The sequence below is a fragment of the Nonomuraea endophytica genome (genome assembly GCF_014203235.1).
GTDB lineage: Bacteria > Actinomycetota > Actinomycetes > Streptosporangiales > Streptosporangiaceae > Nonomuraea > Nonomuraea endophytica.
In genome coordinates, this window is sequence record NZ_JACHIN010000008.1 from 501435 (window position 1) to 521308 (window position 19874).

Genomic DNA, 19874 nt, shown 5'->3' on the forward strand with positions numbered 1-19874 from the left:
CTCACCAGGTGACCGGCAACGCCCGCAGCCCGCCGGTCACCGACGAACGATCACACTCGACCTCCTCCACCGGTACGGCCAGCCGCAACCCCGGCAGGCGCGCGAGGGCCGTCGTGAGCACCTGGTGCAGCAGCAGCCTGGTCAGGTGGGCGCCCAGGCAGTAGAACTTGCCGTGCCCGAATCCGAGGTGCGGGTTGGGCACCCGGTCGATCAGGAACGCGCCGGGATCGGGGAACCAGCGCGCGTCCCGGTTGGCGGCCTGCATCGAGAGGACCACCAGGTCGCCCGCGCGGATCCTGGCCTCGCCCAGGTCGATGCGCGCCAGCGCGTACCGGGGGATCCAGCTTCCGCCCGGCACCGCCACCCGCATGATCTCCTCGACCGCGGCGGGAGCCAGGCCGGGGTCGGCGACCAGCCGCCGCAGCTGAGCCTGGTCGGCCAGCAGGTGCAGCAGCCCGTAGCAGATCCGCGCCGCGACCGTCTCGTACTCCACCAGCCCGACGGGGCCGCACAGGACCTCGGTGGCCGCCTCGGTGCCGAGCCCGGCCAGCCGGGTGATCACGTCCTCGCCCGCCCTGCCCCGCTCCCGCTCGACCATGCGGCTCATCGCCGCGCGCATGCCGCCCGGCTGCTCAGCCATCCGCCCCGGCTCGCGCAGCCAGTGGGAGCGCCACCGGTAGAGCTCCCACTCCGCCTCCGGCACGCCCACGAAGCCGAAGACCGCCCGCATGGAATACGGCAACGCCAGCTCCGCGTGCAGGTCGGCGGCCGAGCCTCCGGCGACGAGCGTCGAAAGGATCTCGTCGAGCACCGCCTGGGCCCGCGCCCGTTCCCCGGCCACCCGGCGCCTGCCGTACGCCGGAACCAGGAGCGCGCGCAGACGCCGATGGCCGGCCAGCTCCCCGTGAACGTCACCCGGCGGATCGAACAACCGCGCCGGCCACAGACGCGGAGCAGACGCGGGATCGGGGTGGGAGCGGCCGATGCGCCGGTCGGCGCAGAGGGCGCGCACGTCGGAGTAGCGGGTCACCAGCCAGCCGCAGTCCCCCGCCGCGGTGCGCACGCGGACGGGACCCTCCCGAGCGCGAAGGCGCGCGAACTCGGGAGGCTCGGCGAAGGGGGTGGGCGCCGTGAAGGGCATCGGCCCGAACTCCTCTGACACGGCGCGGTCCCCCTGGCTGGAAGATTCCTCTTGCGGTGCCGCTCAGCCCGTACGGCCGCTCCCGGCCGGCCGGAGCGCCTCGGCCATGTCCACGATCGCCTCGACGAACGCGGGAATCGAGTCCTTGTGGAAGCGCAGGTACAGGCCGGGCTCGACCAGTTCGAGCTCGGTCAGGATGGGGTTTCCCGCCGGGTCGTCGGCCATGTCGACCCGGGCGTAAAGGAGCCTGTCGACGTCGGGCACGGTGCTCAGCACCCGTTCGGCGAGGTCGCGTTCCGCGGCGGTCGGCTGCCAGGGCTCGGTGCCGGGGTGCGCGTCCCTGGGCTGGTCGTAGCGCAGGCCGGGGGCGAGAACGGCCCGCTTGCGGATGGCGTGCAGGAAGCGGTTGCGGACGAAGACCAGCGCGCGCTCCCCGCTCACGTCGATGCGCGAGAGGTACGGCTGGACCATCGCGGTGACCCCGTCGGCATGGATGCGTTCGACGTGGGCGGCGGCCTGGTCGCGATCGGCCGGGGTGTAGCGGGCGGCGAAGCGCGCCCCCGCCCCCACGGCCGGCTTGACGACGAAGTCGTGCCCGGCGGGCAGGTCGACGGCCGAGCCGGGCACCAGGTAGCTGGTCGGCACCACGGGCACCTTCTGATCGCGGAGTTCGAGCAGGTACTCCTTGCGCGCGTTCCAGTGGATGATCTCCGGAGGGTTGGCCACCCGGGTGCGCTCCGCGCAGCGGTCGACCCACGCCAGGAACTCGGCCGAGCGCCAGGAGTAGTCCCACGGGGAGCGGACGACGGCGAGGTCGAAACAGGCCCAGTCGATTTCGGGATCGTCCCAATGGGTGATTTCCGCTTCGGCTTCGACCTCGTCGAAGGCCGCGTGCAGCAGCGGCATATCCAAATCCGGATTGACTTCTGGTCGCGGTCTGGCGGTCACCAAGGCAATGCGCGCATGAGCCATGTGCATCCGTCCTTTGGAAATCGGCCGCCCTTATAGAACCATGACAGTTGGGCGCGGGCAACGATTCTCTAGGGCAGATGTCTATGAGGAATGGCGGAGGGACTCCTGGATGTTAGTAAGGTTTCGGCTCGCGTGCAGGGAGTCCGGATGATGCGCGCCCAAAACCTTGATGCTGCGGTCGCGGGTTTCCTTCTGCAGGCGGAAGGCCTCCTCGGAACGGCCCATCGTGTGCAGGGTCTCGGCCAGGCTCGTGGCCGACTGCAGCGTGTGCGGATGATCTTCGCCGAGGGTGCGTCTGCGGCGGCTCAGCGCCTCGATCTGGAGGGTGTGGGCCCGGCCGTGGTCGCCCAGGGTCCGCAGGTCGACCGCGAGGTTGTTGGCCGAGCGGAGCGTGTCGGGGTGATCGTCGCCGAGGACGTCCCGGTAGCGGGTGTAGGTCTCTTCGTGCAGGTCGCAGGCCTCCTCGAAGCGGCCGAGCGCGTGGAGCGCCACGGCCAGGTGGTTGGCGGAGTGAAGGGTGTGCGGGTGCGTCGGGCCGAGCACGCGTGCGTAGCGCTCGAAGGCGTCCTTCTGTAACGCGTACGCCTCCCGGTCGCGGCCGAGCAGGTGCAGATTGATCGCGGACCCGTGCTTGATCCGCAGGGTCAGGGGGTCGTCGGCGCCCAGTCCCGCCTCCGCCTCGGCCGCCGCCCGCTCGTAGAGCCGGGCCGCCTGCGCGTACTCGCCCTGTTCGCGCAGCGCCCTGGCCAGGTCGCGGGCGGCGGCGAGGGTGTGCGCGTGCTGCGGCCCCAGGGTCTTCTGCCATTGCTCGTAGAGCTGGGCCGAGAACCTGGCGCTGGCCTGGGCCTCGCCCCGCTCGATCAGGTACCAGCCCGCTTCGCAGGCCATCTCCCGCAGGTCGCGGTCGCCGGAGGAGTCAGGGGCGACGGCGAACAGGTGCGGGACCATGCGTGACCAGGCGGGCCAGCCGGCGGGGTCCTCCGGGTCGTCGGGCCAGTACTGGGCCAGCAGCGCCCTGGCGTGCTCCAGGACGATCTCCTGCTCGGCCGGCGGCAGATGGTCGCGGATGATGCTCTGGGTGAGCCGGTGCAGCCGGAGCCCGCCGCGCGCGCTGACCGCCAGGCCGAAGCGGCTCAGCGAGCCGACGCCCCTGCGCAGGGCGAGCGCGTCGTCCTCGGCCGCCGTCAGGCCGTCCAGCGGGCCCTTCCCGGCCGCGGCCGGGTGTGCGCCGACCAGCCACTCCACGGGGATCGTGTCAGGGGCGAGGAACGAGCAGATCCGGGCCAGCGCCAGGCCGACCGGTTCGTGCCTGGCCAGCCGTTCGATGGTCAGGCCCACGGCCGCGGCCAGCGAGTGCGGGTACTCGCCCGCCGCGCCCTCGCTCAGCACCTCCTTCGGCCGTGAGCGCAGCAGCCCCAGGTAGTCGCCCGGGGCGGTCGCGGTCTCGGCGAGGAAGGTGCCGGCCTGCACCAGCGCGAGCGGGAGGTCGCCGAGCTCGGCGGCCAGCGCCGCCGCCTCCGAACCGCGCAGGTCCGGGCCGTGGCTGCGGATCAGCTGGACCGACTCGGCCCGCTCCATGACGTTCACCGGGACGGTGACGGCCAGGTGTTCCCAGCCGCCGACCCGGGAGGTGATCACCACGTGGCCGGGGCCGCCGGGCAGCCACCGGCGTACCAGCCCGGGATCCTCGGCGTTGTCGATCAGCAGCAGCCAGCCTGAGTGCTGGCGCAGATGCGCCTTGAGCAGGGCCACCGCGCTGCCCGAGTCGACGTCGGGGATGGCCAGCCGTAACTGGACGGCGAGCTCCGCCAGCTGCTTGCCGATCAGCATCGGGTCCTCGGCGTCGATCCACCACACGACGGAGTAGTCGGCGGCGAACTGGTGCGCGTACTCGATGGCGATCTGTGTCTTGCCCACGCCGCCCCATCCGCGCAGCACCTGGACCTTGGCCAGGCCGCCGGTGCGGAAGCGGCGGCCCAGTTCGGCGATGACCTCTTGCCTGCCGGTGAACTCGGGGTTGCGCGGCTCGACGTTCCAGACGGTGGGCAGCACGCCGGTCGCGGGCGGAGCACCGGTGGCGTAGCGGGCCAGCGCCACCTCCACGGTGGCGGTCAGCGGGTCGGCGTCGCCGAGCGTCTCCCTGCAGTCGGCCAGCAGCTCTCCCAGCAGCGACGGGGCGGAGGGTACGCCGCGCTGGGCCAGGATCATCGCCCGCTCGTGGCGCAGGCTCAGGCACGCGGGCGACTTGTCGCAGGCGGCGCCCCGGCACAGCTCGACGACTCCGGTGGAGATCTGCTCGGCCAGCTCGTGCTGTCCGGATTCGGCGAGGACGGTCACCGCCTGATGCAAGATCGGGACAATCTCCTCCAGTCGCGTGCCGTGCTCGGACAGCCGGCGGCGCTCCCGGACGAGTTCCTCGCCCAGGCGGTCGGCCAGCTCCCTGGCCTCCCTCAGCGGCGGCTCCGCGTCGGCCGTGCGGGCGCCGTCCGCGACGGCGCCGGCGTTGTACTCGGCGGCCAGGCGATTCCACACCTGTAGCCAGATCACCTGCTCGGCGGCCGGAACCTCACAGACGTTGAGAAAGGTAATCAGAAAGGCCTTCGTTGGGAACTTACGCCCGTTGAGAACTTCGCCCAGCGTTGTGCGGGGCAGCGAGCCTCCGGCGGAGACCGCGCGTTTCTCCAGATCGCGATAGGCCGGCCTATCCGCGCGCGCACGAAGTATCCGCAAAAGTCGCGCCAAGTCTTCCTTTGTCGCGACAGAGGCAAGGTCAGCCGACTCTTCTCCCATAACGCCTCATTGAGCTGTCCGCGATTGTCCAAGCTTGTCCGCAACAGTACGCGAATTGTCCGCTCGTTAGCAGCTATTGCGCATTTATGTGACCGCTATCGCGCGGAAAGGGCTGACCTATTTTCCGGGGTCGCGTCCCCGCGTGTCCTGTCCCATCCGCGAGTGGCGCGGATCCAGCACGATCTTGTCCACCGCTCTGGCGGGACAGTCGCGCGCGAGCGTTCATGGACGCAGGTAAGGAGGTTCCGGATGGATCTGAAGCACGTGTTCGACGCCCTGGGCAGCAGCTCGGGATATGTGGTGGCAGGGGTCGCCGCCATCGTTCTGGTCGTCCTCGTCGGCGCGTACCGGCAGGGGAGGTCGATCGAGTTCTGGCCGCCGCGGGTGGGGCCGCGCGAGGAGGCGATCGTCCAGGCGGTGAACGACGACGAGGACGTCGAGCTCTTCGAGACCACGCAGGCGCGCGACTTCTACCAGGCGATCGCCCCCAACTACGACCAGCGCAACTCCGCCAACCTGCTGGAGACCCACCGGGCGGTCATCAGGCTGCTGGTCGGGCTCCGCGACGACAAGCCCAGCCTGCGCGTCCTCGACCTGGGCGGCGGTTCCGGCAAGAACGTCGCGACGCACTTCTTCCTCGACACCTCGATGCGCTGGACCTACGTGGACTTCTGCCCGGGCATGGCCGAGCAGTTCCAGCGTCATCTGGCGGGTCAGCCGCTCTACGAGCGCACGAAGATCCTCGTCGAGGACATCAACCGGGTCCGCGACCGCATCGCGCCCCGGTCGCAGGACGTGATCCTGCTCAACCTCGTCCTGTCCTCGATGCCGGAGATGCCGGACTTCGGGCGGCTGGCCGGTCTGCTCGCGCCGGGCGGCACGCTGATCGTCTGCGACATCGACCCCGGCTACACCGAGGCCCACCCGCTCTACCAGGCCACGTCCACCACCGGCGCCAAGGTCGGCCTCCGCACCAGGGCCGTCCCGCCGCTCGCCGTCGGCGCCCGCGCGGACGAGGCCGGACTCCAGCTCAGCGCCATGCGGCAGGTCTACGCCGACCGCCTCTACTCCTTCGTCGCCGTGTTCGTCAACGCCGCGCGCGTACGCGGCGGCAACACCGAGCACCCCGCCGTCGAGGCGCCCGCCGCGTGAGGAGCGGGCGCTATGACGGGGTGGGGGTGGGATCCGGCTCGGGTTCACCGGGGTCCGGGCCGGTCTGTCCCTCGACGCCCACGGTGATGACGACCGTCCGGCCGGGCTGGGCACACCGGCCCGCCGGCACGCTCTGCGCGAGCACCGTGTCCACCTCGCCGGGCTCGGTCACGATCTGCACCCGCTGCTCCACCGCGAACCCCGCCGCCTTCAGCCCCGCGACCGCGCTCTCCCTGCCCTTGCCGACCACCGCGGGAACCTCGGCCCCGTGCTGCGCGACGACCAGCGCCACCGCGCTCCCGCCCGCCACCCGGCCGCCCGCCGCGGGCGACGATGACAGCACCCGCCCGCCCGGCTGCGCCGAGCACGCCCTGCTCACCACGCCGGTCGCCAGCCCGGTCCGTGCGAGCGCGAGCTCCGCCGCCTTCCTGCTCAACCCCTTCAGCTCCGGTACGGCCAGCCCGGCCGACACGTCCAGATCGACCTCCGTGCCCTTGGCCAGCAGCGCCCCGGCGGCGGGCCGGCTGGCCAGCACCCGGCCGATCCGCTGCCTGGAGTCCACCTCGTTGAGCGTCCCCGCGCTGAGCCCGGCCCGCCGCAGCGCCTTCACCGCCGCGGAACGATCCAGCCCCACCAGGCTCGGCACCCCCACCCCCACCGGCTCCACCCTCGGCGGTGGCGGAGCCGGTTCGGTGGCGCCCCCTCGTACCTTCGACTCCTGCCGCTCGCGTGACGGGGAGGGCTCGGTGAGCTGCGGCAGCAGCAGCGCGGGCGCGGAGCCGCTGGGCTGGGCGGCCGCCTGGGGCGCCGGGCCGTCGCCGGAGCGGAAGGCCGGAACCAGCAGCGTCACCAGCACCGCCGCGCTCACCAGCAGCGCGCAGGAGACCGCGAGGCCCGCGCGGTTGGCGGCGCTGGCCCGCTGATGGGCGCGCACGTCCTGCGTGTCCTGGCTCACCGTCGCCGGGCCGCTCGCGGCGGGCAGGTGATAGACGTCCGGAGCCGCTCCCGTGGTCTCGGGCTCGGCCATCGGGGCCGCCGCCAGGCGCAGCAGGTGCGGCGGAGGTGAGCGCAGCACCTCCGCCGGCACCCCGTCGGAGTCGCCCAGCAGCGCATACAACAGGTCGCGGCTGGACGGCCGGTTGCGCGCGTCCTTGTCGAGGCAGGCAGCCACCAGGTCGCGCAGGTACCCGTCCAGCCACCCCAGCTCCGGTGGCGCGGTGAGGATGCGGTGCAGCACCGGCGCCACGGAGTCCTGCCCGAACGGCGCGCTGGCGTTTGCCGCGAAGCACATGGTGGCGCCCCATGAGAACACGTCGGCCGCGCCGGTGACCAGCGCGGCGGTGATCTGCTCGGGCGCCATGTAGGCGGGCGTGCCCACCCCGCGCCCGCTCTGCGTCGCCGCCGCGTCCAGCACCCGCGCCAGCCCGAAGTCGATCACCCGGGGCCCGTCCGGACCGAGCAGCACGTTCTGCGGCTTGAAGTCGCGGTGCACGATCCCGGCGCGGTGGATGGCCGCCAGCGCCGTCGCGGTCCCCACCGCGAGCCGCTCCAGCGCGCCGCCGCTCTTGGGCCCGGTGAGCGCGACCTCCCGATACAGCGAAGGCCCGTCGACGAACTCACTCACGATGTACGGCCGGCCGTCGTCGAACCCGGCGTCCGCCACCTGGGCGGTGCAGAATCGCGCGACGTGCTTGGCCAGCTCCACCTCGCGTAAGAACGCCGCCTGCTCGTCCCCCACTGGCCCGTGGAGCAGTTTGATCGCGTATCGTTCCTCGCCCCTCATCCCGAGGAACACCACGCCCTGGCCGCCTTCGCCCAGCCGGCCGGACAGTGTGTAGTCGCCCAGTTGCCGCGGGTCCCCCGATTTGAGCGGCTGCGTGTCAGGCACAAGGGCCTCCCCTCGCCGCCACCCGGTACTCATTCCACTGAAAGCAACCAATGCCGGACAGTCAACGCGGGCCGCCCAATCGGCACACGACCGTGACACATCAGGTCAGGACGGGCGGCTTACCTTGCCCGAGTAGGTGACATCGGTGTCACCTTGGCGGGTCACCCGGATCACCGCCTGGTCGGCGTCGCCGCCGCTGGGGAACATCCGGAGGGTGCCGGGGTAGCACTCCTCGCCGCGTACGTCGTCGAGGGTGTAGACCATCGCGCTGGAGGTCTTGGCCAGGCGGCCGGAGCAGTGCAGGTCGGCGCCCCACCGCATGGCCGAGTCGCCCTCCCCCACCAGCTTGATCTCCACCGGGAACACGCGGCCCGCGCTGGGGTGATCCGCCGACCCGGTCCAGGTCCCCGCCAGCCCCGGACTCTGCGCCCCACGCAACCACAACCCGAACCCCGCGACCCCCGCCAGGACCCCCAGCACAGCCACGGCGACCTGCCACTTCACCGCCCTCCGCCCACCCCGCCCCGGCAGACCCGCACCCGTCAGACCCGCGCCCGGGTGGCTCCCCCCAATGCTGGGCTGGGGTGGGTCGCCTGGTCCGGAGGTTGTCGGGGTGGAGTCGTCTGGCCCGGTCGGGAGGGTGTCGGCGGGCATGCCGGCCCGTGGGTCGGTGGCGTCGACGGCGGCTCTGGCTCCCGAGGTCAGGACGTCCCGGACGTCCAGCCCCTCCTGGCCGAGCAGCAGGCTCAGGGCCTCCTCCGCCCGGGGCCGCTCGCCGGGCGACCGGGCCAGGCACGCCTCCACGATCTCGCGCAGCCGCCCGGTCAGCGTGCCCAGGTCGGGCCGGCCGTACAGGATGCGGGCGAGGATCTCCTGGTAGGTGTCGGCGCGGTAGGCGTGGCGGCCGTTGGCGGTGTAGGCGAGGGTGAGGGCCCAGGCGTACATGTCGGCCGGCGGGCCGGCGGACTCGCCCTCGATGCGCTCGGGCGCCAGGTACGCGGGCGTGCCGACGGGCATCTGGTTGGTGGTGGCGGCGCTGTCCATGAGGCGGGAGACGCCGAAGTCGATGACCCTGGGCCCGTCCAGGCTGAGCAGGACGTTGCCCGGCTTGAAGTCGCGGTGCACGACCCCGGCGCGGTGGATGGCGCTCAGCGCGGTGGCGGTCCCGATGGCCAGCCGGTCGAGCGAGCCGCCGGCCCTCGGCCCTTTGGCCACGACGTGGTCGCGCAGGGAGACGCCGTCCACGTACTCGCTGACGATGTACGGGCGGTCGTCCTCAAGGGAGGCGTCGAGCACCTGCGCCGTGCAGAACGGCGCCACCCGGCGCACCGCCTCCACCTCGCCGAGGAAGCGCCGGCGCGCCTCGGGGTCGGCGGCGACGCTGGCGTGCAGCAGCTTGATCGCGACCTGCGCGCCCGCCGGGGTCTGGCCGAGGAAGACGACGCCCTGCCCGCCCTGGCCGAGCCGGCCCGCCAGCAGGTAGGAGCCCAGCCGGCGCGGATCGCCCGCCCGAAGCTCCGCCAATCGCGACATAGCGCGTAATTATGACAGGAAGCGTTCCGCGTAGGAGTCGAGCACCGGCAGCACCCGGTCGGCCGGGCCGCTCGGCAGGTTGGCCACGACCTCCTCGATGCCCAGTTCGGCGAAGTAGTCGAGCTTGTCCTGGGTGGGCAGGGTTCCGATGGGGATGACCTCGGCCATGGGGCGCCCGGCCTGCTCGCAGGCCTCGCGCAGCGCGGGCAGGGCCGCCTTGATGCCCTTGCCGCCGATCGGCATCCACCCCTCGGCGTACTCGGCGACGTGCGCGAACATCTTGGGCCCCGCCGCGCCGCCCACGTACACGGGCGGCCCGGAGACGGGCTTGGGCCACGACCACGACGGCTCGACCCCCTCGAAGGAGGCCACCTCCTCGCTCCACAGCGCGCGCATCGCCAGCACGTTGCGCCGCGCGACCTCCCGCCTTTCCCGGTACGGCACGCCGTGGTTCTCGATCTCCTCGACGTTCCACCCGAACCCGATCCCGAGCATCACCCGCCCGCCGGACAGGTGGTCGAGCGTGGCCACGGCCTTGGCGGTGACGATCGGCTCGCGCTGGGCGGCGAGCAGGATGGCGGTGCCGAGCCGGATCCGCGTGGTCACCGCGGCCGCCGCGCCGAGGGCGACGAGCGGGTCCACGGTGCGCTTGTACTCCTCCGGCAGCTCGGCCTGCCCGCCAGCCGGCGGCGTACGGCGGGAGACGGGGATGTGCGTGTGCTCGGGAAAGAGCAGCGAGGAGAAGCCGCGCTCCTCGGCGGCCCGCGCCAGCTCCGGCACCGGCATCGCCAGATCGGTGGAGAACATCGTGACGCCCAGCCGCATTGCCGACCTCCCATGTCAACCAAGCGATTGCTCGGCTAAGATTCTTAGAGTAGCTTGCCGGTCAGAGAAACGCCCCGCGGAAAGAGGACTCCCGGTGAAGTTTTCCATCTTCCTGAACCCGCAGATTCCAGGCTCCGGATATGCCGCCGAGGAGAACGCCAAAGCCAAGCGGCCCATCGGACGGGACACCGAGTCATACCAGCGACTGCTGCACGAAGTGCGGGAGATCGCCGTGCACGCCGACCAGATCGGCTTCGACGCGCTCATGATGACCGAGCATCACTTCCATTCGGAGGGGATGGAGTTCTCGGTCAACCCGCTGATGTTCCTCACCGACCTCGCGGCCCGCACCGAACGCATCCTGCTGGCCCCGCTCGGCATGGTCCTTCCCGCCTGGGACCCGATCAGGGCCGCGGAGGACGTGGCGCTGCTCGACCAGTTCTCCAAGGGACGGCTGCGCCTGGGCGTGGCCCGCGGCTACCAGAACCGCTGGATGAACGTCCTGGGCCAGCGCTGGCACGCCGCCGCGGCCCGCTCGGACGGCTCGGCCTCGGACACGCGCAACTTCGACGTGTTCGGCGAGGTCCTGAAGATCATGAAGATGGCCTGGACCCAGGAGACGCTGCGCTACAAGTCCGACGTGCTGGACTACGAGGTGCCCTTCCCCTTCGACGGCATCGAGGGCTGGCCGGCGCAGGAGTGGACGAAGACGTTCGGCGCACCCGGGGAACTGGACGACGACGGGAAGGTCCAGGCCGTCTCGGTCTGCCCGCGGCCGTACCAGAACCCCCACCCCGAACTGTGGCAGCCGTTCACGATCTCCGACCGTTCGGTCATCCGCGCCGCGCAGGAGAACATCCTGCCCTGGATGTTCACCCCCAACCCCGACGACCACGCCGCCAAGGCCAAGCTCTACCAGGAGGAGTCGGCCCGGCAGGGCCGCGACTACAAGCTGGGCGAGCACACCGGCATCCTCAAGATCGTCGGCATCGCGGACACGACCGAGGAGGCCATCAACACCTTCGGCCGCAGCATCCCCAAGGACTTCGCCGCCTTCTTCGGCCCCTTCGGCTACCTGGAGGTGCTGCGCAAGAAGGAGGACGAGAAGCACAAGCCCATCTCCCCGGAGAAGGGCGACGCCAAGCGCATGAACGACGTCGAGATGGCCTTGTTCGGCACCCCCGACGACGTCAAGCGCGGCATCCAGCGCATGCTCGACCGGATGCCCGACCTGGAGTGGTTCGGCCTGTACATGCAGGGCCAGCAGGGCGTGCTGCCGCTCGACACGGTCAAGCGCAACCTGGAGCTGTTCGCCACCAAGGTCATCCCGGAGTTCCAGTGAGGTTCTGGCTGGGGGCCTCGTTCGTCCCCACCGACCAGTTCGTGGAGCTGGCGCGGGCCGCCGAACGCTGCGGGTTCGACACGCTGACGCTCTCCGACCACATCTTCTACGCCGACTTCGCCTCGCCGTACCCCTATTCCAAGAGCGGCAGGCCGCGCTGGAACGCCGGCACCCACTGGCCGGACACGTGGGTCACGATCGGCGCGATGGCGGCGGCGACCAGCACGCTGCGCTTCTCCCCCAACGTCTACATCGCGCCGGCCCGCGACCTGTTCACCGTGGCCAAGCAGGTCTCGACGGCGGCGGTGCTGTCGGGCGAGCGGGTGACGTTCGGGGTCGGGGTGGGCTGGTGCAAGGAGGAGTTCCAGGCGACCGGCCAGGACTTTCACACCCGGGGACGGCGGCTGGACGAGATGATCCCGGCCCTGCGGGAGCTGTGGACGGGCTCGACGGTCAAGCTGGACGGCCTGCCCGAGTTGTCCATCTGCCCGACGCCGGCCGGGAACATCCCGATCTACGTCGGCGGCGACAGCGAGGCCGCGCTCACCCGCGCCTCCCGGCTCGGCGACGGATGGATCGGCAACCGGATCTACACCGAGGAGCAGCTCGACCCCGTCCTGGCCAAGCTGCCGAAGGACCGCCCGTTCGAGGTCGTCGCGCCGCTGGCGGTGATGCCGGACGCCGCCGTCTACCGGCGCTTCGCCGCGAAGGGCGTCACCGCCACCATGGCCGCCCCGTGGTGGCTGGCCACGCCCGAGGAGAAGGCCGAGCACGGCGAAGGCACCCTGGAGCTCAAGATCGCCACCATGGAGCGCTTCGCCGAGGAGGTCATCGCGAAGTTCTAGCCTTGATCGACGACAGGATGGCCCAGCGCACCAGCCCGCTGCCCAGCCGGATCACCGCCCAGTAGCGCAGGAAGGCGCGGCGAGCGTCCGGGCTGGTGGCCGCCACCCTGGTCTCGGTCACCAGCCTGATCCGCCCCGGCCCGGCCTCTTCCAGCACGAAGCTGAAGGTGCCCTTGGCGTAGCCGGGGCGGTCGAAGGCGGTGAACTCCTCGGCGGTGCCGACCGAGCCGACCCCTTTCGACCGGCCCAGCCGCCACCACTGGCCGACGGTGCCGAGCACGACCTCGCGGCCCGGCTCCTCGGCCAGCGCCGTGAACGTGGGCATGTCCCGCTGCGCGTGCCCGTTCAGCAGCCTGGAGATCATGTTCCGGAGCGCGAACAGCGGCTTCACCAGGCGGGCGTCGGAGGGGTCCGGCCGCCTGACCGCCTCCCACACCCGCTCGCGGGGCGCGGTGATCACGATCGAGTGCCGTTCGGACGCGTCCGGAACCGGGATGAACCCCTCAGCCAGCGTCGGCATGTGCGACCTCGCGCTCAAGGTTGTCGAGAAGCCCTTCGAGCGCCCTGTCGTGATGGCGCCGGATGATCAGCGGCCACAGCAGCGCGAACACCCCCGACAGCCGTCCCTTGAGGTGATGGCGCACCAGCGTGCCGCCCTCCACGGGGAACAGCTCGAACCCGTGCCCGCCGCTGATCGTCTTGCCGAGGTCGAACCAGAGCTTGCGGCCGGGCTCGACGACCGCGACCCGGTAGCGGGCCCGGTCGTGCCGCACCGGCGCGCCCTCGAAGAGCCCCTCGGGCAACTCGAACGTCCCGCTGCTCGCCGGATAGATCCGCCCGACGTCCGCGAGCTTCGCCCACACCTCCTCGACCGAGCCGGCGATGACCCGTTCATGCACGTTGTAGACCATGTCACGACCTCCATACGGCTGCGTATGGTCCGACTATACGCCACCGTATGGCAGGCTGTGCCAGTGGTTAAGTTGAACGCCGACGACTGGGCGCGCGCCGCGCTCGCCGCCCTGGCCGAGGGCGGCCTCGCCGCCGTCGCCGTGGAACCTGTGGCGGTACGGCTGGGCGTCTCCAAAGGCAGCTTCTACTGGCACTTCGCCAACAGGCGGGCCCTGGTCGAGGCGGCCCTGGCCTTCTGGGAACGCGAAACCGAACAGATCATCCAGAACCTGGAGAAGATCCCCGATCCGAGGGAACGGCTCCGAACCCTGCTGGAGCTGGCGTTCGCCGACGCGATGGAGGCGGCGGTGTCGTTCCGCCTGATCAGCGAGGCCGACGACCCGTCCGTGGCCGAAGTGGCCAGACGGGTGAACGAACGCCGCCTGGCATTCATGACGGCAACAGTCGCCGAAACCGGAATCGGCGACGAAGCGGCGGAACGCCGCGTGCTGGCCGGATACGCGAGCTACCTGGGCGTGGCGGCACTACGCCGCCTGGGCATCATGCACGAGGACACGGCAGCCCTGGTCAACCTGGCACTGGCGGAACTACTGGGCGAGTAAGGGGTTTCGCCAGCGCGTGCCAGGGGCGGAGTTGTTACGGCGAGCGGGCCGTGAGCCCTCACGACCATCGCTCGACGGACGCGCGCCGGGTGCGGCGGGGCGGGTGGGCGGGCGCGAGCCGTAACGGATGGAAAGAGACAGAAACCGCAACGGAGAAGAAGCACGGTAGCCTCGATCATGTGCTGGAGAGAGTGGGGGCGACGAGGTATGTGACGCCGCTCAGGGAGGGCGGGTCGCTGCCCGGGGTGGTGGAGGCCGACGATCTCGGCACCTATGCCGTCAAGTTCCGCGAGGCCGGTCAGGGCAGGCGGGTGCTGGTGGCGGAGATCATCTGCGCCGAGCTGGCCAGGCGGCTCGGGCTGCGCACCCCCGAGCTGAAGCTCATCGACCTCGACCCGCAGTTCGGCGACCGCGAGCCCGACGAGGAGGTCCAGGAGCTGCTGCGCAAGAGCGCCGGGCTCAACCTCGCCGTCGACTTCCTGCCCGGCGCGCTGGGCTTCGAGCCGCTGGCATGGCCGCCGGACCCCGGGTTCGCCTCGCGCGTGGTCTGGTTCGACGGCCTGATCCACAACATCGACCGCAGCTGGCGCAACCCCAACCTCCTGGTCTGGCACAACACCGTCTGGCTGATCGACCACGGCGCCGCGCTCTGGTTCCACCACAACTGGCGCACCGCCGACCCCCAGCGGCCCTTCGACGCGAGCGACCACGTCCTGGCCACCTACGCCACCCAGCTGAACGCGGCAGCCACCGATTTGTCGGCCCGCATCACCCCCGAGCTCCTCCACGAGGTCACCGACCTGGTCCCCGACGAGTGGCTGGACGGCGAGCCCGGCTTCGACTCGGCCGCCGACGTCCGCCAGGCCTACGTCGACCACCTCCTCCAGCGCGCCCACGGCCCCGGCGCCTGGCTGGTCCGCGGCGAGGAACCCCAGGCGAAGCCCGGCCCGGCCTCGGTCGGCGAGTTCTGGCGAGGAAGCGAACGATGAGCAGGGACGCCTACGAATACGCCGTCATCCGCGTGATCCCCCGCGTGGAGCGCGGCGAGCAGATCAACGTCGGCGTACTCCTGTACTGCCAGCCCCGCTCCTACCTCTGCGCCCGGGTAGACCTGGACGAATCCCGCCTGCACGCCCTGGACCCGTCCGCCGACGTCCCCGCCCTCCGCCAGGCGCTGGCCGCCTACCAGCTCACCTGCGACGCCTCCTCCGGCCCCCTGTCCAGCCAGCCATTGGGCGCCCGCTTCCGCTGGCTGACCGCCCCCAGAAGCACCATCGTCCAAACCGGCCCCGTCCACGCCGGCCTCACCGACGACCCCGACGCCGAACTCGACCGCCTCCTCACCACCCTCGTCCACATCTCCCGCTCACTTCAGCAGTGAGCGGGCCAGGTGGTACGCTTCGCCGAACCGCGTACGATCGGCCCATTCCTGTCCTGCCATGTAGGTGGGCCAGTCGGTGAAGCCCGTCAGTCGCGCCACCGGAATGTGGTAATGCCGGTCCAGGCAGTAAAGCCCCTCACGACTGACCACCCATTGCGTATTGGGTATTTCGAGGACCGTTCCCAGGTCGTGCTCGCTTTCCCCGGTCCTCGCCTCGACCGCGGTGTGCAGAAGTTCTACGAATCGCAGGAGCAGGTCGGACGGGTCGTAGGCCTGGTCACCCGGATATAGGTGATCCGTTCTCAATATCTCGGCCAGCCGTTCGGCGAACCCCTCGGCGCTTTCGTCCTCCGGCCAGGAGAGATGTTTTCTGGCGCCGCCGCCGGCTTCTTCCACAATGGCTTCGAGCGTGTTCTGGTCCGGCGCCGGCATGCGCAGGCGCAGCCGTAACGTGGTGCCCGCGATACGCACGCGCGGACCTTCCCGCGCGACCGCGCCGACCGCTATGGCGTCCTGGAGCAGCTCGCGCAGCAGAGCCTGCGTGGGGTTGCGCTCCGCGTCCTGGTAGAGGTCGGCACGCTGGCGACGGTGCTCGATCAGCCGCTCCCTGGTCACCGCGCTCAGTGCGTCGAGGCGCGCGGTGGCATCGCGAATGTGCTCTTCGGTCTTGCGTAGCCGTTTCTCCAGCATGAGGCCGAGAAGCGCCAACGGAACCAGCAACATGAGCGAAACTCCGAGCTCCAGGAGAAGCCCCGGCACGTATGCCGCGCCGTCCATGATCCAGCCAGTGCCGACGAATATCACACCGCACAAGGTCACCCACGTGAGAACCTGTACGCTTCTGTCGCGAACGGTCGTCAGAACACGTTCTTGCCGGGTCGGAATTTCCTTTTCGGCCAACCCGAACTCCTTTTCCGCGGGAATGTTCAAGGACATGGTAAAAGGATCTATGGCCCCTTCGCCCACGGTCGTGGGACCGCCCATCGGATATGGGCTGGACTTGTTCAAAGACCGCACCGAGCAACTCGACCGGCTGTGCGAGGCACTGGCCAGACCGGGTATCCGGATGGTGAGCATCCTCGGCCGCCGGGGCATCGGAAAGAGCGCCCTCGGCGCGAAGGTGGTCGACACCCTGTCAGCGCGGACGACGACCTTCCACGGGTTCGTCAACCTCAGCAGCAGGGTAGACGGCGCGATCACCGTCGAGCGCATCTTCTTCGCATGCTGCCGGCTGGTCCCGGCCGGCGAACGGGAGGCGCTACAGGCGCTCTGGGGACGGCAGCAGTCGGCGTACGACAGGCTGATCGACCTGTTCGAGGTTCTCGGGCACGAACGACGCGTGCTCGTCGTGCTCGACAACTTCGAGGACCACCTGCGCAGCGACGGGCAACTGCGCGACGACGATCTGGTGCCCTTCTTCGAGACCGTGTTCCGCGTGCCCAACGCGCCTCGGGTCCTCCTCACCTCCCAGATCCCGCTGGGTCTCGATCCCGCGCTGCTGCGCTTCGAGTCCCGCGTCCACCTCCAGGAGGGGCTGCCGGTCTCCGACAGCGCCGACCTGCTGCTCGAACTCGACCACGACGGCGCGGCCGGCCTTTCCTCGGCCTCGCGCGCCGAGCTCGAAGCCGCGGCGGAGCGCCTGCACGGCGTCCCCCGGGCGCTGGAGCTGGCGATCGGCGCGATCGTCAACGACCACCTGACACTGCCCACGCTTGAGGACGTCATCAGCGACTACTCCGCGCGGGGCAACATCGTGGAGCAGCTCGCCCAGCGCAACCTCAACGAGCTGAGCGAGGAGGAGCGCCTGACCCTCGACGTGCTCGCGGTCTTCCGCAGCCCGGTGCCACCCGAGGCCGTGCAGTGGGTGATGCGGCCGCTCTCTCCCGGCCTGGACCCTTCGCGAGCGCTGGCCAGACTGGCCGACATCTACATGGTCACCCGCCACCCCCGATCGCGGACCTTCACCCTCCACCCGCTGGACGCCGACATCGCCTACGCGGCGCTGGACGACCAGAACCCCTGGGGCCGCCGTGTGCTGGAGCGCCGCGTGGCCAGCTGGTACGCCACACAACGTGTCCCCCAGCCCTGGACCTCAGCCGACGATCTGGTCCAGCACCGTCTGGAGTTCGAGCACCGCGTCCGTGCGGAGGACTACGACGCGGCGGCGTTCCTTCTGGACGAGATCGGCGAGTTCTTGCTCTGGCAGGGTTCGGTGCGCGAGGTCCTCGGCATGCACGAGGCCATCGACGGCCGGCTCGACAACGAGGAGGCGCTGCTCGCCCATCTGGTCGGCAAGGGGCTCGCCCATCACGTCGGCGGTCCCACCGACGACAGCGTGGCCATCCTGGAGACCGCGATCCGGCTGGCCGAGCTCTCTCCCGGCCGCAGGCTGCAGCTCACCCGCGCGCTGTTCGCCCTAGGTGACCTCTTCCGGCAGTCACGGCGGCTGCGCGATGCCACCAGACTCCTGGAGCGTGCCGTCGACGTCGCCCACGAGATCGGCGAACGCTTCCACGAGGACCATGCCCTGCTCTGCCTGAGCCTGACCTACTCCTACCTGGAGGAGATCGAGCCCGCGCTGGAGGTCGCCGACCGTCTCGACGCCCTGGCCGCCGCGACCGGCGATCCCATGACACGGGCGCGCGCGCACGACGCCCGCAGCGCCGCGTACGTCGTGGCCGGCAGGTGGGCCGAAGCCGCCGAAAGCGCGGCGGCCGGCATCGCCGACTACCAGTCCTCCCGCGTGCCGGAGGCGCTCGGCTACGCGCGCAACGTCCTGGGCATCGCGCAGTTGGGTCTCGGCCAGACCGAGGCGGCTCTGGAGTCGCTCCGCCAGGCCAACGACGAGGGCAGGCAGGTGGAGATCCCCCGCATCCTGGGGATGACCCAATACAACTTGGCGTGGGCCCACTGGACGCTGGACCGGATCGGTGAGGCCCGCACGGCCGCCGAGCTCTCGGTCGCCGCGTTCCCGCCCGGCGAAGGCGGCGATGGCAAGGCGGCGCGGGCCTTGCTCCTGGCCGTCGAAGCCCGCGCGACGGGCCGGCCCGACACCGCGAGCGGCTTCCTGCGCGAGGCGGCCGAGCACGCCCGCGGCAACACCGACCTCATCCCGTCGGCCTGGCTGGCGGCAGAGGCCGCACGGCTGTCGCAGGAGGAGCACCAGGATGACTGACCGGTTCCTTCGCGCCGCCCTCTCCGCCTACGCGCGGGGCGACTACCACCGCGTCGCCGAACAATGCCAGGAGGGCCTGGCCGCCGGAGCACCGGACGACGAACTCACGGTACGGCTCAGCCATCTCCAGCTCACCGCCACCGAGCTGTGGTGGGCCACCAGCCCTTCCGACACCATCCGCGCTCAGGTCGAGGCGGCGGTCGAGGCGGCGGCTCGTACCGGCGATCCCGCGCTCCAAGCCATGGCCGGCGTCAGCGCCGGCGCCTACCGCCTGGCCGCCGAGGGGCTGCACGCGGGAGTCTCCTGCTTCCGCGAGGCGGCAGGCCATGCGGAGAAGTCCGGCCTGCCTCTCGCCCGGGTGGAGGCGCTGTCCTCTCTGGGCCACCATCTGGTGGGGCTCGACATGGCCGACGGCATCGCCACGCTCGAGAAGGCTCGCAGGATCGCCGAGCAGTGCGCGGAGACCGAGATCCCGCCTGCGGACCGGCCGCTGTTCCGCGTGCAGACCGCACGACTGCACGGCCACATCGGGGTCGCCGCCTTCGACGACGGCCGGTTCGACGAGGCGGAAGAGGGTCTGCGCCGCTCCATCGGGGGTCTGAAAGCGGCCCACGCCCGCGACCAGTTCGCGATGATCTCTAATTACCTGGGGCAGTTGCTCACCGCGACCGGCCGGTTCGAGGAGGCCGAGCAGGTCCTCGAGGAGGCGCTGAGTGTCCTGCGCGCGGACGCCGATCTCAGCGTGCACCAGGGGTACAACCAGGGACTGCTCGGCAAGCTCTACCTGGAGTGGGGCAGGCCGGACGAGGCCCGGCCGATGATCGACACCGGGTACGAGCGTGTCCTGCGCGCCGGGCACGCCTCCATCGCCCCCATCCTGCGCACCTACCTGGCCGAGTTGCTGATGGCGCCCGGGCACCGCGACCTTGAACGGGCCCACCGGCTGTGCGCCGAGACCGTTCAGGAGTGCCGCCGGACCGGGTTCCGCCGCAGCCAGGTCGGAGCGCTCTCGTTGCAGGCGCTCGTGGAGTTGCGGCGCGGCGAGATCGACGCGGCGCTCAGCTCCAGCACGCTCGCGGTGACACTTCTGGAGGAGGCCGGAACCATGCCCGCACTGCGGACCGAGGAGGTGTATTACGTGCACCACCAGGTCCTCCAAGCGTGCGGCAAGGACGAGGCCGGGCACTGGCTGGAGCGCGCGCGGGCCACGGTGTCGGCGAAGGCCGCCAGCCTGTCGTCGCCGGACAGCTTTCTGACCCGGGTACCGATCAACCGCGCGATCGGGTCAGGCTGAGCCGCCAAGCGCGTGCACGGCC

The 19874-nt window shown here is 71.0% G+C and carries 17 protein-coding genes; 8 read left to right on the forward strand and 9 right to left on the reverse strand.

Annotation, left to right across the window (positions count from 1 at the left end; all coding sequences use genetic code 11):
- Position 1: 1 nt before the first annotated feature.
- The 3 genes from HNR40_RS30125 to fxsT form a co-directional block, all read right to left on the reverse strand.
- Positions 2–1141 carry a cytochrome P450 gene (locus tag HNR40_RS30125; RefSeq protein WP_184967213.1) on the reverse strand — a complete coding sequence of 380 codons (1140 nt, stop codon included), beginning with the start codon at positions 1139–1141 and terminating at the stop codon, positions 2–4.
- 63 nt (positions 1142–1204) lie between these two features.
- A complete protein-coding gene (locus tag HNR40_RS30130) occupies positions 1205–2119 on the reverse strand; it encodes an ATP-grasp domain-containing protein (protein WP_512699317.1) in 915 nt (304 codons plus the stop codon).
- Between the two features lie 75 nt (positions 2120–2194).
- A complete protein-coding gene (fxsT, locus tag HNR40_RS30135; RefSeq protein ID WP_221340963.1) occupies positions 2195–4660 on the reverse strand; it encodes an FxSxx-COOH system tetratricopeptide repeat protein in 2466 nt (821 codons plus the stop codon).
- Between the two features lie 492 nt (positions 4661–5152).
- Here fxsT and HNR40_RS30140 point away from each other — a divergent pair, with 492 nt between their 5' ends.
- Positions 5153–6055 carry a class I SAM-dependent methyltransferase gene (locus HNR40_RS30140; RefSeq protein ID WP_184967219.1) on the forward strand — a complete coding sequence of 301 codons (903 nt, stop codon included), beginning with the start codon at positions 5153–5155 and terminating at the stop codon, positions 6053–6055.
- Positions 6056–6065: 10 nt separating this feature from the next.
- Here the strand turns inward: HNR40_RS30140 and HNR40_RS30145 are convergent, their stop codons facing one another.
- The 3 genes from HNR40_RS30145 to HNR40_RS30155 all read right to left on the reverse strand — a co-directional run bounded on the left by HNR40_RS30145 (position 6066) and on the right by HNR40_RS30155 (position 10301).
- A complete protein-coding gene (locus HNR40_RS30145) occupies positions 6066–7943 on the reverse strand; it encodes a protein kinase domain-containing protein (protein ID WP_184967220.1) in 1878 nt (625 codons plus the stop codon).
- A 105-nt stretch (positions 7944–8048) separates the two neighbouring features.
- Positions 8049–9476 (reverse strand): serine/threonine-protein kinase, encoded by a 1428-nt coding sequence (locus tag HNR40_RS30150; RefSeq protein ID WP_184967222.1) that lies wholly within the window; start codon positions 9474–9476, stop codon positions 8049–8051.
- Between the two features lie 9 nt (positions 9477–9485).
- Positions 9486–10301: a TIGR03619 family F420-dependent LLM class oxidoreductase gene (locus HNR40_RS30155; RefSeq protein WP_184967224.1), complete on the reverse strand. Its 816-nt coding sequence runs from the start codon at positions 10299–10301 to the stop codon at positions 9486–9488.
- A 94-nt stretch (positions 10302–10395) separates the two neighbouring features.
- On the opposite strand from HNR40_RS30155, the gene HNR40_RS30160 reads away from it, so the two are divergent.
- Positions 10396–11643: an LLM class flavin-dependent oxidoreductase gene (locus HNR40_RS30160; protein ID WP_184967226.1), complete on the forward strand. Its 1248-nt coding sequence runs from the start codon at positions 10396–10398 to the stop codon at positions 11641–11643.
- Positions 11640–12488 carry a TIGR03619 family F420-dependent LLM class oxidoreductase gene (locus tag HNR40_RS30165; RefSeq protein WP_184967227.1) on the forward strand — a complete coding sequence of 283 codons (849 nt, stop codon included), beginning with the start codon at positions 11640–11642 and terminating at the stop codon, positions 12486–12488. The genes HNR40_RS30160 and HNR40_RS30165 overlap by 4 nt, the downstream gene beginning before the upstream one ends.
- On the opposite strand, the gene HNR40_RS30170 is transcribed toward HNR40_RS30165, so the two are convergent.
- On the reverse strand, positions 12472–13008 hold the full coding sequence (locus HNR40_RS30170) for a hypothetical protein (protein WP_184967229.1): 537 nt from the start codon (positions 13006–13008) through the stop codon (positions 12472–12474). The two genes, HNR40_RS30165 and HNR40_RS30170, sit on opposite strands and share 17 nt — an antisense overlap.
- Positions 12992–13399 carry an SRPBCC family protein gene (locus HNR40_RS30175; protein WP_184967231.1) on the reverse strand — a complete coding sequence of 136 codons (408 nt, stop codon included), beginning with the start codon at positions 13397–13399 and terminating at the stop codon, positions 12992–12994. Before HNR40_RS30175 ends, HNR40_RS30170 begins: the two co-directional genes overlap by 17 nt.
- Before the next feature lie 63 nt (positions 13400–13462).
- Here HNR40_RS30175 and HNR40_RS30180 point away from each other — a divergent pair, with 63 nt between their 5' ends.
- The 3 genes from HNR40_RS30180 to HNR40_RS30190 all read left to right on the forward strand — a co-directional run bounded on the left by HNR40_RS30180 (position 13463) and on the right by HNR40_RS30190 (position 15383).
- Positions 13463–14002, forward strand: coding sequence for a TetR/AcrR family transcriptional regulator (locus HNR40_RS30180; protein ID WP_184967233.1), 540 nt, complete (start codon positions 13463–13465; stop codon positions 14000–14002).
- 179 nt (positions 14003–14181) lie between these two features.
- Entirely contained in the window at positions 14182–14991 is an 810-nt protein-coding gene (locus HNR40_RS30185; RefSeq protein ID WP_184967235.1) for a HipA family kinase, read from the forward strand.
- Complete coding sequence (locus tag HNR40_RS30190) at positions 14988–15383, forward strand: DUF3037 domain-containing protein (protein WP_184967237.1); 396 nt, start codon at positions 14988–14990, stop codon at positions 15381–15383. Before HNR40_RS30185 ends, HNR40_RS30190 begins: the two co-directional genes overlap by 4 nt.
- Here HNR40_RS30190 and HNR40_RS30195 read toward each other — a convergent pair.
- Positions 15369–16319 (reverse strand): hypothetical protein, encoded by a 951-nt coding sequence (locus tag HNR40_RS30195; protein ID WP_184967239.1) that lies wholly within the window; start codon positions 16317–16319, stop codon positions 15369–15371. The two genes, HNR40_RS30190 and HNR40_RS30195, sit on opposite strands and share 15 nt — an antisense overlap.
- 64 nt (positions 16320–16383) lie before the next feature.
- Here HNR40_RS30195 and HNR40_RS30200 point away from each other — a divergent pair, with 64 nt between their 5' ends.
- Positions 16384–18558 carry an AAA family ATPase gene (locus HNR40_RS30200; RefSeq protein ID WP_221340964.1) on the forward strand — a complete coding sequence of 725 codons (2175 nt, stop codon included), beginning with the start codon at positions 16384–16386 and terminating at the stop codon, positions 18556–18558.
- Complete coding sequence (locus tag HNR40_RS30205; protein WP_184967243.1) at positions 18551–19852, forward strand: tetratricopeptide repeat protein; 1302 nt, start codon at positions 18551–18553, stop codon at positions 19850–19852. The genes HNR40_RS30200 and HNR40_RS30205 overlap by 8 nt, the downstream gene beginning before the upstream one ends.
- Positions 19853–19874 lie beyond the last annotated feature (22 nt).